Annotated in this window: 13 protein-coding genes; 7 read left to right on the top strand and 6 right to left on the bottom strand. The window is 72.6% G+C overall.

Annotated features, from left to right (window positions below; translation table 11 throughout):
* Positions 1 to 68 precede the first annotated feature (68 nt).
* Entirely contained in the window at positions 69 to 1,508 is a 1,440-nt protein-coding gene (locus tag BUB97_RS21405) for an MFS transporter (protein WP_245818403.1), read from the top strand.
* A gap of 256 nt (positions 1,509 to 1,764) precedes the next feature.
* On the opposite strand, the gene ubiM is transcribed toward BUB97_RS21405, so the two are convergent.
* Entirely contained in the window at positions 1,765 to 2,949 is a 1,185-nt protein-coding gene (ubiM, locus tag BUB97_RS21400; protein ID WP_073138642.1) for a 5-demethoxyubiquinol-8 5-hydroxylase UbiM, read from the bottom strand.
* Positions 2,950 to 3,122: 173 nt separating this feature from the next.
* Here ubiM and BUB97_RS21395 point away from each other — a divergent pair, with 173 nt between their 5' ends.
* Complete coding sequence (locus BUB97_RS21395; RefSeq protein ID WP_175562706.1) at positions 3,123 to 3,935, top strand: class I SAM-dependent methyltransferase; 813 nt, start codon at positions 3,123 to 3,125, stop codon at positions 3,933 to 3,935.
* Between the two features lie 36 nt (positions 3,936 to 3,971).
* On the opposite strand, the gene BUB97_RS21390 is transcribed toward BUB97_RS21395, so the two are convergent.
* On the bottom strand, positions 3,972 to 4,979 hold the full coding sequence (locus tag BUB97_RS21390) for a Bug family tripartite tricarboxylate transporter substrate binding protein (RefSeq protein WP_073138639.1): 1,008 nt from the start codon (positions 4,977 to 4,979) through the stop codon (positions 3,972 to 3,974).
* A 130-nt stretch (positions 4,980 to 5,109) separates the two neighbouring features.
* Between BUB97_RS21390 and BUB97_RS21385 the strand changes: the two genes are divergently transcribed.
* The 3 genes from BUB97_RS21385 (at position 5,110) to BUB97_RS21375 (ending at position 6,846) form a co-directional block, all read left to right on the top strand.
* Positions 5,110 to 5,457: an ArsR/SmtB family transcription factor gene (locus BUB97_RS21385; RefSeq protein ID WP_245818402.1), complete on the top strand. Its 348-nt coding sequence runs from the start codon at positions 5,110 to 5,112 to the stop codon at positions 5,455 to 5,457.
* Positions 5,454 to 5,963: an SRPBCC family protein gene (locus tag BUB97_RS21380; protein ID WP_217659730.1), complete on the top strand. Its 510-nt coding sequence runs from the start codon at positions 5,454 to 5,456 to the stop codon at positions 5,961 to 5,963. The genes BUB97_RS21385 and BUB97_RS21380 overlap by 4 nt, the downstream gene beginning before the upstream one ends.
* Before the next feature lie 103 nt (positions 5,964 to 6,066).
* On the top strand, positions 6,067 to 6,846 hold the full coding sequence (locus BUB97_RS21375) for a DUF4394 domain-containing protein (protein WP_086062442.1): 780 nt from the start codon (positions 6,067 to 6,069) through the stop codon (positions 6,844 to 6,846).
* 27 nt (positions 6,847 to 6,873) lie between these two features.
* Here BUB97_RS21375 and BUB97_RS21370 read toward each other — a convergent pair whose 3' ends face one another.
* The 4 genes from BUB97_RS21370 to secD form a co-directional block, all read right to left on the bottom strand.
* On the bottom strand, positions 6,874 to 7,983 hold the full coding sequence (locus BUB97_RS21370; RefSeq protein WP_073138631.1) for an EAL domain-containing protein: 1,110 nt from the start codon (positions 7,981 to 7,983) through the stop codon (positions 6,874 to 6,876).
* A 171-nt stretch (positions 7,984 to 8,154) separates the two neighbouring features.
* On the bottom strand, positions 8,155 to 9,126 hold the full coding sequence (locus BUB97_RS21365; RefSeq protein WP_073138628.1) for a tripartite tricarboxylate transporter substrate-binding protein: 972 nt from the start codon (positions 9,124 to 9,126) through the stop codon (positions 8,155 to 8,157).
* Between the two features lie 7 nt (positions 9,127 to 9,133).
* On the bottom strand, positions 9,134 to 10,186 hold the full coding sequence (secF, locus tag BUB97_RS21360) for a protein translocase subunit SecF (RefSeq protein WP_073138625.1): 1,053 nt from the start codon (positions 10,184 to 10,186) through the stop codon (positions 9,134 to 9,136).
* 14 nt (positions 10,187 to 10,200) lie between these two features.
* Positions 10,201 to 11,808 (bottom strand): protein translocase subunit SecD, encoded by a 1,608-nt coding sequence (gene secD / locus BUB97_RS21355; protein WP_073138622.1) that lies wholly within the window; start codon positions 11,806 to 11,808, stop codon positions 10,201 to 10,203.
* Between the two features lie 132 nt (positions 11,809 to 11,940).
* Between secD and BUB97_RS21350 the strand changes: the two genes are divergently transcribed.
* Together BUB97_RS21350 and BUB97_RS21345 are read left to right on the top strand one after the other, a co-directional pair.
* Positions 11,941 to 12,924, top strand: a complete 984-nt coding sequence (locus BUB97_RS21350; RefSeq protein ID WP_073138619.1) for a Gfo/Idh/MocA family protein — start codon at positions 11,941 to 11,943, stop codon at positions 12,922 to 12,924.
* Between the two features lie 41 nt (positions 12,925 to 12,965).
* On the top strand, positions 12,966 to 14,306 hold the full coding sequence (locus BUB97_RS21345) for an NAD(P)/FAD-dependent oxidoreductase (RefSeq protein WP_073138616.1): 1,341 nt from the start codon (positions 12,966 to 12,968) through the stop codon (positions 14,304 to 14,306).
* Positions 14,307 to 14,431: the final 125 nt, after the last annotated feature.

The raw sequence follows: 14,431 nt of genomic DNA, 5'->3' as shown, positions 1-14,431 counted from the left end.
CGCAATAAGGGCGCGGCGCGGCGGCCGGCCGGGCCGCGTACGAGGGGTGGGGCGTGGCGGTTTCGGGGTTGGACGCGGCTGAGGGCGTGGCGGGCGCGGCGGGCGATCCGGCGCCGAGCCCGCCCCCCAATGCGCGGCTGACCGCGATCATCGTCGCCTCCGCCCTCATCATGCAGAACCTGGATTCCAGCGTGATCGCGACGGCGCTGCCGGCGATGGCGCGGGACCTGGGCGCGGACCCGCTGCACCTCTCCGCCGCCATCACCTCCTATCTCGTCGCGCTGACGGTGTTCATCCCGCTCTCCGGCTGGGTGGCGGACCGGTTCGGGGCCAAGCGGGTGTTCATGGTGGCCATGGCGGTCTTCGCCTTCACCTCCGCGCTGTGCGGGCTTTCGCGGGGCCTGGGGGAGTTGGTGGGCGCCCGGGTGCTGCAGGGGCTGGGCGGCGCCATGATGGTGCCGGTGGCCCGGCTGCTGCTGCTGCGCCAGGTGCGGCCGGAGGAGGTGGTGCGCGCGACCACCTGGCTGACCATGCCCGCGCTGCTGGGGCCCATCCTCGGCCCGCCGCTGGGCGGGTTGCTGACCGACACGGTCTCCTGGCGGGCGGTGTTCTGGATCAACCTGCCGGTGGCGGCGGTCGGGCTGCTGGCGATCTGGCGCTTCATTCCCGCGGAGCGGCAGGCGCGGCCGCCGAGGCTGGACCTGGTGGGGGTGACGCTGATCGGCGCATCGCTGGCCTGCCTGATGTTCGGGGCGGAGACGATCGGGCGCGGCATGGTGCCGGCCCCACTCGCGCTGGCGGGCTTCGCGGCCGGCATCGGGCTGGGCTGGGCGGCGGTGCGCTGGGCGCGGCGGGCGCCCAACCCGGCGCTGGACCTCTCCATGTTCGCGGTGCCGTCCTTCCGGATCGCGGTGGCGGCCGGCAGCCTGTTCCGCATCGGGGCGGGGGCCTCGCCCTTCCTCCTGCCGCTCTTCATGCAGCTGGGCTTCGGCGCCTCGGCCACCACCTCGGGCATGATCACTTTGGCGACCGCGCTCGGCGCCTTCGCGATGAAGCCGATGACGAGCTTCGCCCTGAAGCGCTTCGGCTTCCGCAATGTGCTCGTCTGGAATTCCGTGATGGTGGCGGCGTCCTTCGCGGTCTGCGCGATGTTCACGCCGGACTGGCCGCTCTGGGCCGTGTTCCTCGTCCTCGCCTGGGGCGGGCTGGCGCGGAGCCTGCAATTCACCTCCTCCAACTCGCTCAGCTACGTGGACGTGCCGCCAGGCAAGCTCTCCTCGGCCACCGCCATCACGGCGACCGCGCAGCAACTCTTCATGGCGCTGGGCGTGACCTGGGGGGCCGGATGGCTGGCCGCCTCCGCCGCGATCGGCGGGCGCGACGGGCCAGGGGTGGCGGATTTCTCGGCGGCCTTCCTCGGCGCCGCCCTGCCGGTGCTGCTGGCGGCGCCACTCGCGGCACGGCTGGCGCGGGATGCGGGGGTCAGGGCTTCGGGGCATCCGGGGTAGGAAGGGCAGGGCTCTGCCCTGCACCCGCCAAGGGCCTGAGGCCCTTGGAACCCCGTATGACTGCCGTGGATACCGTTGACCGGCGGGGTCTCTGGTTGGCGGGATTGATCCTGGCTTTGCAGTCGCCTGAGGTCGCTGACCTCAGGCGCACCGTCAGCCCTGCGATTCCAAACTCGAAGAAAAAGATGATGGTGAGGGGTTCGGGGAGAGGAAGAATTCCTTCTTCCTCTCCCCGGGACAGACCGTCAGCCCAGGATCAAGCCGCCCGCGACCCCCGGTCCATCAGCATGGAGGCCACGGCCTTGCGGAAGGGCGAGAGGACCCCGCCTGCGCGCAGGACGGCGTGGCGGAGGAGGCGGGCGGGGGGGCTTTCCTCGGCGTAGAGGCGGGCGAGGGCGTTGGTGCCGGCGTAGAGGGGGCCGGTGGCGAGGCGGTGGGCGGCCTCGTAGCGGCCGAGGGCTTCGGGGGCGGCGATGTCGCGGCCGCGCTGTTGGGCGGAGAGGATCTCGCGCGCCAGGGTTTCGGCGCCGCGCAGGCCGAGGTTGAAGCCGTGGGCGGTGACGGGGTGCATGCCGACGGCGGCGTCCCCGAGCAGGGCGAAGCGGCGGGCGATGAAGCGGCGGGCATAGGTGGCGACGAGCGGGTAGGCGTGGCGCGTGCTGGCCAGGCGGATGGGGCCGAGGTTCCGCTGGCGGAGGCTTTCGGCCATTTCGGCCTCGAATTCCGCCGCGGGGAGGTTTTTCAGGCGGGTGATCTCGGCGTGGCTGCGGGTGATGACGAGGGAGGAGGCGTCCCCGTTCACGGGCAGCAGGGCGATGGTCTGGCCGTAGTCGAACCATTCGGTCGCGACATGGCCGTGCGGTGCCTCATGGGCCATGCGGCAGACGAGCATGGAGCGCTGGAAGTCGAGGGTGGAGGCGGCGATGCCGAGCTGGGCGCGGGAGCGGGAGAAGCGCGTGTCGGCGGCGATGGCGAGGCGGGCGGTGATCTCCTGCCCGTCGGAGAGGCGGAGTCGCGCGCAGTCGGAGGTGGTGGCGACGCGGTCCACCCCGGTGCCGGCGAGGATGCGGATGGTCGGGATGCTCTGCGCCACTTGGTGCAGGGCGCGGCGGATGAGGTGATTGGAGACGAGGAAGCCGAGGGCTTCCGTGCCTTCCGCGCCCGTGTCGAAGGTGAGGGCGTAGGAGGCGGTGCCGTTCAGGACGCGCGCCTCGCGCAGCGGGGAGACGGCGTTGGCGGGGATTCGGGTCCAGGCGCCGAGGGATTCCAGCAGGGCGCGGGAGTGGTGGGTGAGGGCGATTTCCCGCCCGTCGAAGGCGGGATTTTCCAGGGCTTCGGCGGGCTGGCGCTCGATGAGGGTGGTGGAGAGGCCGCTTCCGGCGAGGGCGATGGCGAAGCTGAGGCCGACCGGGCCCGCGCCGATGATGGCGACATCCTGCACTGACTGGCACTCCTCATTCTGCCTGGCTCAGTTAGGCGGGGGAGGCCGATAGGGGAAGGTGTGGGGGTGAGTTCGGGGCGGGGCGGGAGGGAGGCCGGTCCTGAAGGATGCGGGAGGAGCCCTCGAATTCGGTTGAGGCGGCTCTGGATGGGTGCGACGCGGGGGGCATGCGGATGACAGCCCCTGGCCCCTTGCTGCCCCAAGCCCTGTTCGATGCCGAGACCGGATCGGGCGGCGGCGGGGCACCTTCCCTCTACGACATGGCGGAACTGTACGATGCGATCGTGCCGCCCGGGCCTTGCGAGGCCTTCTATCGCGAGGAGGCGCGGCGGGGAGGGCCGGTGCTGGAGCTGGCCTGCGGGACGGGGCGGCTGACCCTGCCGCTCGCGCGGGATGGGCATGAGGTGGTGGGGCTGGATTCCTCCCGCACCATGCTGGCGGCGGCGGCGCGCAAGGCGGCCGCCGTGGGGCTGCGGGCCTCCTTCGTGCTGGGCGATATGCGGGACTTCGCGCTGGACCGGCGGTTCGGGCTCATCATCCTCTCCTGCAACTCGCTGGCGCATCTGACGGAGATGGGGGATCTGCGGGCCTGTCTCTCCGCGGTGCGGCGGCACCTGGCGCCCGGGGGGATCTTCGCCTTCGACGTGGTGCGGCCCGACCTGCGGGAGCTGGCGCGGCCGGAGGGGGAGGTGCGGCGGCTGGACCTGGGGCCCAACCCCGCTTCGGCGGTGGAGGCGGAGGAGGTGGCGGAATACGACCCGGTCCGGCAGGTGCGCGTCTCCCATTGGCGTCTGCGGGAGACGGGCGGGCGCCGGCGGGCCATGGCGCCGCTGGTGCTGCGCCAGTTCTTTCCCCAGGAGCTGCCGCTGTTGCTGGAGGCCTGCGGGCTGGAGGTGGTGGAACGCTATGGCGACTTCGCGCGGGACCCGCTGGGGGCGGGGAGCCTAAACCAGATCTGCCTCGCGCGGGCGGCCGGCGGCGGGTGATGCCCTGCCTTTCCGCCGGCGGCCGCGCCGGGCGGGCTACTCCACCCGGAAGCCGCCCTCGCGGATCAGCGGGTCCCAGCGGGCGACCTCGCGGGTGACGTGGTCGGCGAAGTCCTTGGGCGTGCCGCCGACCATGCGGCCGGCCTGGGCGCGGAAGACGGCTTCCTTCACCTCGGGCAGGGCGGCGATGCCGTTGAAGACGGTGTTGATGCGCTCGGCCAGGGCGGGGTCCAGGCCGGCGGGGGCCATGATCCCGTGCCAGACGGCGAGGTCGAAGCCCGGCAGGGTGCGGGCGACGGGCGGGATGCCTGGGAGGGCGGGGGTTTCTTCCGCCGTGCTGACCGCGATGGCGCGGGCCTGGCCGCCGCGGATCATCTGCAGGGCGGAGGAGACGGTGGGGAAGCCGAACTGGGCGTCGCCACGGACAAGGGCGGTGACCATTTCCGCGCCGGAGCGGTACGGGACATGGACCATCTCCACCCCGGCCTGGCGGAGGAGGAGGGCCATGAAGAGGTGGCTGCCATTGCCGGTGCCGGCGGAGGAGTAGGTGAAGGCGCCCGGGCGGGCCTTGGCCTGGGCGATGAGGTCCGGCAGGTCCTTCACCGTGACGGAGGGGTGGGCGATGACCACGCCGGGCAGGTTCACCAGGTGGATGACCGGGGTGAAGGATGTCACGGGGTCGTAGGCGAGGCCGGGGTTGAGGAGCTTGCCGATGGCGTTGGCGCCGACATCGGCCATCATCAGCGTGTAGCCGTCGGGCTTTTCCCGGGCGACATAGGCGCCGGCGACCGCGCCGCCCGCGCCGGAGCGGTTCTCGACGACGAGGGTCTGGCCGTTCGCGAAATCCGCGAAGCGCTGGGCGACGGTGCGGGAGAGGGTATCGATGGCGCCGCCGGCGCCGAAGGGGACGACCAGGCGGACGGGGCGGTCCGGCCATGCGGCCGCGGATTGGGCGCGGGCCGTGGCCGTGATGGCGGAGGGGGCGGCGAGCCCGGCGGCGAAGGCGGCGCCGAATCCCCGGCGTGACAGATTCCCGTTGTTCATCCGTTTCGTCTCCCTGCGTTGTTTCTTTGATTGGGAGGGAGCTTAGCGTGGCCGGGGCTGTCGCCCAGGGACTTATTGGCCGCCCGGACCGTGTTGGCGCTTGCGAATCGCTGATTGGTTATATAGCCATATGGCTATGCAAGACCTGCTCAGCCTTCGCCTCTCGGCCCTGGCGGACCCGACGCGGCGGGCCATCCTGGCCAGGCTGGCCCGGGGGGAGGCGACGGTTTCGGAGTTGCGGCAGCCCTTCCCGCTCAGCCAGCCGGCGATCTCGAAGCATCTCAAGGTGCTCGAGACGGCGGGGCTGATCGAGAGCGGGCAGGCGGCGCAGACGCGGCCGCGGCGGCTTCGGCGCGAGGCGCTGGAGGAGACGGGCGCCTGGTTCGCGCAGATGCGGGCGATGTGGAGCGACAGCCTCGACCGGCTGGAAGAGCTGCTCGCGCATCCGGAAGACCGGCCGGAGAAGGGAACGACATGAGCATGGCTGCTTCCGATGGGGAGGCCTTCGTCCTCACCCGCGTCTTCGCGGCTCCACGGGCGCGGGTCTGGGATGCCTGGACCCGGCCCGAGATGCTGGCGCGCTGGTTCGGCCCGCGCGGCACGACCAACACGGTGCTGCGGTCCGAGCTGCGGCCGGGCGGCCTGCTGCATTTCCGGCTGGACATGCCGGATGGCGGGCGGATGTGGGGCCGCTTCGTCTACCGGGCGGTGGAGGCGCCGAGGCGGCTGGTCTGGGTGCATTCCTTCGCCGATGAGGCGGGCGAGGTGGCGCGGGCGCCGTTCCCGGGCGAATGGCCGCTCGAGATGCTGAACACCGTGACCTTCGAGGAGGCGGCGGCGGGCACGGAGGTGACGCTGCACTCCGTGCCGATCGGGGGCACGGCCGAGGAGCGGCGCGCCTTTGAGGCGGGCAAGCCCTCGATGCAGGAGGGCTGGGGCGGGAGCTTCGGGCAGCTCGACCTCTTCCTTGCCGGGCAGGGCTGAGGAGGATCACGGGGCTGTGAATGGGGGCGCTGCGTCCAGTCGCGTCGCCGCTCCGTAGCGTGGAGGCGGGGCAAGGGTCCCGCCCTATTCACGGAGAGACGCGATGAGCCCCTTCCTTCGCAGCACGGCCCTGGCGAGCCTGGCCTTCCTCGGCCTGTCCGGCATGGCGCAGGCCGCCACGCTGGTGGACCTGACGGCCGATGGCAGCCTGGTGCGGATCGATACCGAGACGCGCCGCGCCTCGGCGCCCATGCGGGTGCGCGGGGCGGAGGGCGCGCTGCTCGGGATCGATATGCGGCCGGCGGACGGCAAGCTGTATGGCGTGACGGATTCGGGGCAGATCGTGACGATCGACCCGATGAGCGGGATGGCGACGCGGGTGAGCCAGCTCGGCGAGCGCTTCGAATCGGGCGGGCGCGCGGTGGTGGACTTCAACCCGGTGGCGGACCGGCTGCGGCTGATGGGCAGCTCCGGCGTGAACTTCCGGGTGAATGTCGAGAACGGGCAGGTCGTCCGTGACGGGCAGCTGAAGTACCAGGCCGGGACGCCGCTGGCGGACACGGCGCCGCGCATCACGGCCGGGGCCTATACGAACAGCATGCAGGGCGCGCAGCAGACGATGCTGCTGACGGTGGATGGCGTGCTGGGGCAGCTGAACCTGCAGGCGCCGCCGAATGACGGCGTGCAGCAGATGCGCGGGCGGATCGGGAATGGCGTGCCGGCGACGGCGGCCTTCGACATCCTCACCGAGGGTGCGACCAACACCGCCTATCTGCTGGCGGGCGGCGTGCTGCACACGCTGAACCTGGAGAACGGGACGCCCACGCCGCTGGGGCCGGTGAGCGGCGCGGCCGAGGTGATCGACATCGCGGCGATGCGCTGAGAGAGGGTTCCGGGCCCGGGCAGGGGATTACTCCGCGCCCGGTGCCGGCATGCGGCCGGAGCGGCGCCAGGCGGCGTTCCAGGCGGGCAGGGCACTGGCGGGGAGCGGACGGCCGACGGCATAGCCCTGCGCGTTGTCCGCCCCCGCCAGGGCCAGGGCCCGCCAGAGCGGCGCGCTGGTGACGCCTTCGGCCGTGACGATCATGCCGCGTTCATGCGCGAGGCCGATCAGCCGCCGGACCTCCGCCCGGGCGCGGTGGCTGTGCGGGATGGCGCCGACGAGGAAGCGGTCGAGCTTGATGCCGGTGAAGGGGAGGTCGAACAGGAGGTCGCGGTTTTCCTCGAGGCTCATGTCGTCCACCCAGACCGGGTGGCCGGCCTGACGCAGGCGGAGGACCGCGCGGCGCAGCGCGATGGCGTCGCGCACCGGGCTCGTCTCGGTCAGCTCGATGCCCAACCCGCGCGGGCGCAGCCTTTCCTCATGGCAGAGGCGTTCGAGCCAGGGGGCGGTGTCGTGCCGGAGCACCACCTCCAGCGGCAGGTTGATGGTGACGGGCAGGACGAGATGCGGGTGCAGGGCGCGCATCTCGGCGGCGGCCATATGGGCGACCGCGCGGGCGAGCGGGTTGGCGAGGCCGCCGCGCTCGGCCATGGGCACGAAGGCATCCGGGCCGAGGGCGGTGGCGCCCTGGGGGCCATCCGGGCGGAGCCAGCGGACCAGGCCCTCGAGCGCGACGGGGGCGCCGTCGCTCATGCGGACGATGGGCTGGTAGCGCATGGCGACCTCCCCCTCCGCCAGGCCGCGGCGCAGGGCGTCCACCTCGGCGGCCTCGCTCCGGTCCTGGCGGCCGGTGAGGGCGCGGAGGGCGCCGACCAGCGCGGCCGGGTCCTCGGGCATGCCCTGCGGCGCGCCGAGGATGAGGGTGCGGGTGGGGCTGAAGGGGTCCCGCGCGGCGTCCTGCAGGGCGCGCCAGCCATCCTCTTCCGGCTGGGCTTCGCAGAGCAGGCCCAGGGGCGGGCGGCCCGGGCCGACGAGGAGGGCCATGGCCTCGGGGATGGCGACGACCCGGGCCGGGGCGGCCCCGATGTGGCGCAGGCTGTCCTGGACGAGATTCAGGAGGTGCGGGCTGCGGAGCACGGCGATGAGCTCGCCTTCCTCCGGGGCCGGACGGGTCCGGAGAGCTTCGGCCGGGGCCGGTTCAGGGGGCACTGATCGCACCTACCACCACTGCGGGACGAGACGATAACGCCTGGGCCTCGGCGAGACCAAGATGCCGCCGCGGGCGGATGTTCCGCCGGGTGGGTGGGTTCAGCCGCCGCTGACGGGCCAGGGGGAGGTTTCCCAGCGGTGGCGGAGCTCGGCGCGGTCGTGGTGGACCAGGGCGGTCCAGGCCTCGGCGTCACGGAAGACGGGGAGGATGCCGCGGGCTTCGGCCTGGGCGAGGAATTCCGGGTCGGTCACCGCCGCGCGGAGGGCGCGGATGACGGCGGCGGAGGCGGCCGGGGCGATGCCGGCCGGGGCGGCGATGCCGCGGCGCAGGGCGCCCTCCACCGGCATGCCGAGCTCGCGCAGCGTGGGGGTTTCGGGCCATTGCGGGTGGCGGGCGGGGGCGGCGATGCCGAGCAGGGCGAGCTTGCCTTCCCGCACCGCGCCGGCGGCTTCCGAGATGGCGAGGAGGGCGGCGGCGACATTGCCGGAGGCCGCGGCCTGGCGGGCGGCGGCGGCGGAGGGGAAGTGGAGCTGCTCCATGGGCAGGAGCTGGGCGAGCTCGGCGGCGGCGACGGAGGCGGCGCTGACGGGCGGAGGCAGGCCGAGGGGGCGGGTGCCGCCGCGGATGCGGAGCTGGTCCAGCTCGGTGCCCGGGGTGGCGAGGAGGGCGACGGGTTCCTCGGTGACGGCGCCGAGAAAGGCGATGCGGTCCAGCAGCGGGGCCGCGTCGCGCTCCACCGCGCGGACGATGTGGAAGGGGGTGGCGGCATAGGCGAGGACGGTGCCGTCCGGCCGGGCCTCGGCGAGGTCGCGCATCGCGGTGAGACCGCCGCCGCCGACGCGGTTGGCTATGGTGACCTGCACCTGCTTCAGGTGGCGTTCGAGGAAAGGGGCGAAGCCGCGCACCCAGAGATCCGTGCCGCTGCCGGCCGGGCCGCCGACCAGCAGGGTGAGGGCCTTGGGCCGGCTGACCGGGGGCACGTAGGGGATCGCCATCTGCGCGCCGGCGGGGCGTGCCGCCAGGGCCAGGGTGCCTGCCAGGGTGCCGAGAAGCGCGCGGCGCGTCGCCATGGCGGCGTTACCCCTGGCGGGTGGGCGTGCCGGCGCCGGCCGGGCGCGGGGTGCCCGGCTTCTGGGTGGCTGGCTTCTGGGTGGCTGGCTTCTGGGTGGCTGGCTTCTGGGTGGCTGGCCGGGCTGGGGCCTCCGTGCCGCGGCGCAGGCGGTTCTCCCCGAGGAAGAGGAGGATGGGGGCGGCGATGAAGATGGAGGAGGAGGTGCCGACGATGATGCCGAAGAGCATGGTCCAGGCGAAGCCCGAGAGGGTTTCGCCGCCGAAAAGGGCGAGCGGCAGGGCCGAGAGGGCGAGGGTGATGGAGGTGCCGAGGGTGCGGTTCAGCGTCTCGTTGATCGAGCGGTCGATCAGCTCGCGCAGCGGCATCGTCTTGAACTTGCGGAGGTTCTCCCGCATCCGGTCGTAGACCACGACCTTGTCGTTCACGCCGAAGCCGATGATGGTGAGGATGGCGGCGACTGTGGTGAGGTTGAATTCGAGCCGGGTGACGGCGAGGAAGCCGACGACCTTCGTCGTGTCCAGGATGAGGGTGACGATGGCGCCGATAGCGAACTGCCATTCGAAGCGCACCCAGATGTAGATCAGCATGGCGCCGAGCGAGACGGCGAGCGCGATGAGGCCGCCGCGGAAGAGCTCGGCCGAGACGCGGTTGCCGACGGCTTCGGTGCGGAGGATGCGGGTGCCGGGCGCCGCCTGTTCCAGCGCGCCGCGCACGCGGGAGACGGCCTGCTGGGTGGCGGCTTCCTCCCCCTGCACGGGCAGGCGGATGAGGACGGTGGAGACGTCGCCGAATTCCTGCACGCCGACATCGCCGAGGCCGAGGCCGGAGACGGCGTCGCGGAGCTGACCGAGATCGGCGGGGCCCGGGGTGCGGGCCTCCATGATGATGCCGCCCTTGAAGTCGATGCCCTTTTCCAGCCCCGGGTTGAAGGCGAGGATGACGGAGGCGGTGGAGAGGATCGCGGAGACGACGAGGCCCGCGATCCGGCCCTTCATGAACTGGATCCGCGTGTCGTCCGGCACGATCCGGAAGAGGGGGCGGCGGAGGAAGCCGAACATGGACGTGTTTCCTCTCAGACCGGCAGCTCGCGCGGGCGGCGCGCGCGGTACCACCAGGAGATGATCAGGCGGACGAGGGTGGTGGCGGTCCACATCTGGACGATGGTGCCGATGGCCACCGTGACGGCGAAGCCCTTCACCGAGCCGGAGCCGACGGCATAGAGGCAGGCCATGGCGATCAGGTTCGTCAGGTTGCTGTCCATGATCGTGCCGGAGGCCTTGGTGAAGCCGGCCTCGAGCGCCTGGATCGGGTTGCGGCCGGCGCGCACCTCCTCTCGGATGCGTTCGTTGATGAGGATGTTGGCGTCCAGCGCGGTGCCGAGGGTGAGCACGATGCCGGCGATGCCGGGCAGGGTGAGCGTGGCCTGCAGCAGGGAGAGGGCGGCCATCATCAGCATGATGTTCACCAGCAGGGCGATGTTGGCGAACCAGCCGAAGAGGCCGTAGGCGAGGCCCATATAGAGGAAGACGAAGAGGGTTCCGACGGCCAGCGAGATCATGCCGGCGCGGATGGCATCCGCCCCCAGCTCGGGCCCGACGGTGCGTTCCTCCACCACGGTCAGCGGCGCGGGCAGGGCGCCGGCGCGGAGCAGGACGGCCACGTCGTTCGCCGTGCGGGCGTTGAAGCTGCCGCTGATCTGGCCGGAGCCGCCGATGATGGGTTCGCGGATGACGGGGGCGGTGATGACCTTGTCGTCCAGCACGATGGCGAAGGGACGGCCGACATTCTGGCGCGTGACCTCCGCGAAGCGGCGGGTGCCGACGGAATCGAAGGTGAAGTTCACCACCCATTCGCCGTTGCGGCTGTCCTGGCCCGCGCGGGCGTCGGAGAGGTTGGCGCCGTCCACCTCCACGCGGCGGCGGACCGCGTAGCGTTCGGGCTGGACGCCGTTGCGGGCCTCGCCCTGGAGGAACTGCACGCCGGGCGGGGGGGCGCCGGTGCCGGCGGGGTTCGCGTTCTCGTCCAGCAGGTGGAAGGTCATGCGGGCGGTGCGGCCCAGCAGGTCCTTGATGCGGTTGGGGTCCTCGACGCCGGGGAGCTGGACGAGGATGCGGTTGGAACCCTGGCGGGCGATGACGGCCTCGGCCACGCCGGTTTCGTCGATGCGGCGGCGGACGATCTCGATGGACTGCTCCACCGCGCCGCCGGCGCGGGCGACCAGGGCGGCCTCCGACAGGGTGGCGGTGACGGTGCCGTCCGGGGCGGTGGTGACGGTGATGTCCGGTTCGGTGCCGCCGGTGGCCGAGCCGCGGATGGGGATGGGGTTGGCCAGTTCGCGCAGCTGGTTGGCGGCGGCCTCGGCCTGGGCGGGGTCGCGCACGCGGAGCGAGAGGCGGCGGTTGTTCGGGTCCCCGGCCAGGGCGAGATAGCCGATATTGGCCTGGCGGAGGCGGGTGCGGGCGCCGTCGGCAAGGGATTCCACGCGTTCGCGGACCACGGCGTTCATGTCCACCTCCAGCAGGAGGTAGGAGCCGCCGCGCAGGTCGAGGCCCAGCGAGATCTGCCGTGCCGCCCAGCTCGGCATGGCCGAGCGGGGCAGGAGGTTCGGGACGCAGAGAAGCAGGCCCAGGGCGATGACGCCCAGGATCGCGGCGACCTTCCACCGCGCGAAATACAGCATGGCCTGTGCGGCCCCCCGTGTAAGAACTGGCGATCTGCCTGGAAACAGGGGCGGAACATGCTTCCCGGCGTCCCCCGATGCAACCCTTGCGCGGTTTTGCTACACGCCGCCGGGATTTGTGGGGGATCGGGCATGCGCCGTCTGCGTCTTGGCATCCTGGGGGCCGGGCATTTCGGGCGCTTCCATGCGCTGAAGGCCGCCCGCGGGCCGCGCTTCGACTTCGTGGGACTGCATGACGCGGATCCCGCCCGGGCGGCGCTGGTGGCGGGGGAGGCCGGCTGCCCCGCGCTTTCGGCCGAGGCGGTGATCGGGGCGGCGGAGGCGGTGATCGTCGCGGCGCCGACCGCCTTTCACCATGGGCTGGCGCATGCGGCGCTTTCCGCCGGGCGGCATGTACTGGTGGAGAAGCCGATCGCGGCGACGCTGGAGCAGGCGGACGACCTCGTCGCCCTCGCGCGGGCGAAGGGCGTGGTGCTGCAGGTGGGGCAGCTGGAGCGCTTCTCCGGCGGGATGCGGGCGCTGCGGGGCACGGCGGGCGAGGGCGGGGGGCTGGCGGCCCGGGTCGGGCGGCCCCTCTATATGGAGGCGATCCGCATCGCGCCTTTCCGGCCGCGCAGCCTGGATGTCTCCGTGGTGCTGGACCTGATGATCCATGACCTGGACCTGGCGCTGGCCCTGGCGGCGAGCCCGCTGGTGGGGGTGGATGCGGTGGGGACGCGCGTGGCCTCGCCGACCATCGACATCGCCAATGCGCGGCTTCGCTTCGGGAACGGGGCGGTGGCGACCATCACGGCCAGCCGCGTCTCGTTGCATATGGAGCGGCGGCTGCGGGTGTTCGGGGATGCGGGCTATCTCAACCTCGACCACCTGAAGCGGGAGATGATCTGGGTGCGGCGCGGCGAGGGGGAGGCGCTGGAGGAGATTCCTGGCCATGGCCTCTCCCGTGCCACCTGGGCGGAGAGCGACAGCCTGGAGGCGGAGCATGCCTCTTTCGCCGCCGCCTGCCTGGACGGCGCGGCGGTGGAGGCGGATGGTGTCGCCGGCCGTGCGGCGCTGGATGCGGCGCTGCGGGTGGAGGCTGCGGTGCGCGCCTCGCTCGAGGCCGCCGGGGGCTAGGATCGCGTCTCCGGCAATCGATCGGAGCCGGAGAATCGCCCATGGCCATCCCCCCCATCAGCCGCGTGCAGGATGATCCGGGCCTGCCGGAGGCGGTGGATGTCGCCGTGATCGGCGGCGGCGTGGCGGGGGTGGCCGCGGCCTATTTCCTCGCCAAGGCCGGGCGTTCGGTCGCGATCCTGGAGAAGGGGGCGATCGCGGCCGAGCAGTCCAGCCGGAACTGGGGCTGGTGCCGGGTGCAGAACCGGGACGAGCGCGAGATCCCGCTGATGCAGCGGAGCCTGGAGATCTGGGCCGGGCTGGCCGAGGAGACGGGCGGCGACTACGGCTTCCGGCGGGACGGGCTGGTCTATGTGACGCGCAGCGAGGCCGAGATGGCGCGCTGGCAGGCTTGGGTGGACATGGCGCGCGGGTACCAGGCGCACAGCCGGATGCTTTCGGCGGCCGAGGCACGGGCGGCGACGCCGGGAAATGACGGCGCCTGGATTGGCGGCGTCGCCTCCCCGCGGGACGGCATGGCGGAGCCCTTCAAGGCGGTGCCGGCGCTCGCCGAGGCGGCGCGGAAGCTGGGGGTGACGGTGCATCAGCGCTGCGCGGTGCGCGGGCTGGACACCACGGCCGGGCGGGTGACGGGGGTGGTGACCGAGCGCGGGCGGATCCGCGCCGAGGCGGTGCTGCTGGCGGGCGGGGCCTGGTCCGGCATGTTCCTGCGCCGGCACGGGGTGGACCTGCCGCAGACGAGCGTGCGCTCCACCGTCTTCCTCACCCAGCCGGCGCCGGAGGTGACGAAGGGCGGCATCTACACGCCGGACATCACGATCAGCAGGCGGGGGAATGGGGGCTACATCGTCGCCGCGAACAACCGTGGGCGCATCGAGGTGACGCCGGGCGGGCTTCGCCATGCGCGCAAGTTCTGGCCCACGCTGGTGAGCCGCTGGAACAGCGTGAGCTTCGGCGTCGGCTCCTCCTTCTTCCGGGGGCCGGATGCGCTGGCAGGGAAGTGGTCCTTCGACGGGCCGGCGCCCTATGAGGCGGAGGACATGCGGGTGCTGGACCCGGCGCCCAGCCGGAATGTCGAGGAGCCGGGGCTGGAGCAGCTGGCGAAGTCCTGGCCGGCCCTGGCCGGAACCAAGGCGGCGGCGACCTGGGGCGGGTGGATCGATTCCACCCCCGATGCGGTGCCGGTGATCGCGCCCATCGACGCGCTGCCCGGGCTGTTCCTCTCCACCGGCTTCAGCGGGCATGGCTTCGGCATCGGGCCCGGGGCGGGGCGGCTGGCGGCGGACCTCATCCTGGGCGCGGTGCCGGTGGTGGACCCGGCGCCCTTCCGGCTGGAGCGGTTGGTGGACGGGTCGCCCATTCGCAAGCCCGGGATGATCTGAGGGGGCCTGTTGAGGGCTTCGCCTTCAACCCGCCAAGGGCCTGAGGCCCTTGGAACCCCGTCTGACTGCCGTGGATACCCCGGATCGAAGGGGTCTCGGGTTGAAGGGTGCTGATTCTGCCGTTG

It is taken from the genome of Muricoccus roseus, assembly GCF_900141905.1.
GTDB classification, from domain to species: Bacteria; Pseudomonadota; Alphaproteobacteria; order Acetobacterales; family Acetobacteraceae; genus Roseomonas; species Roseomonas rosea.
The sequence above is the reverse complement of the archived record's forward strand: the minus strand, read 5'-3'. Positions and strand labels throughout refer to the sequence as shown.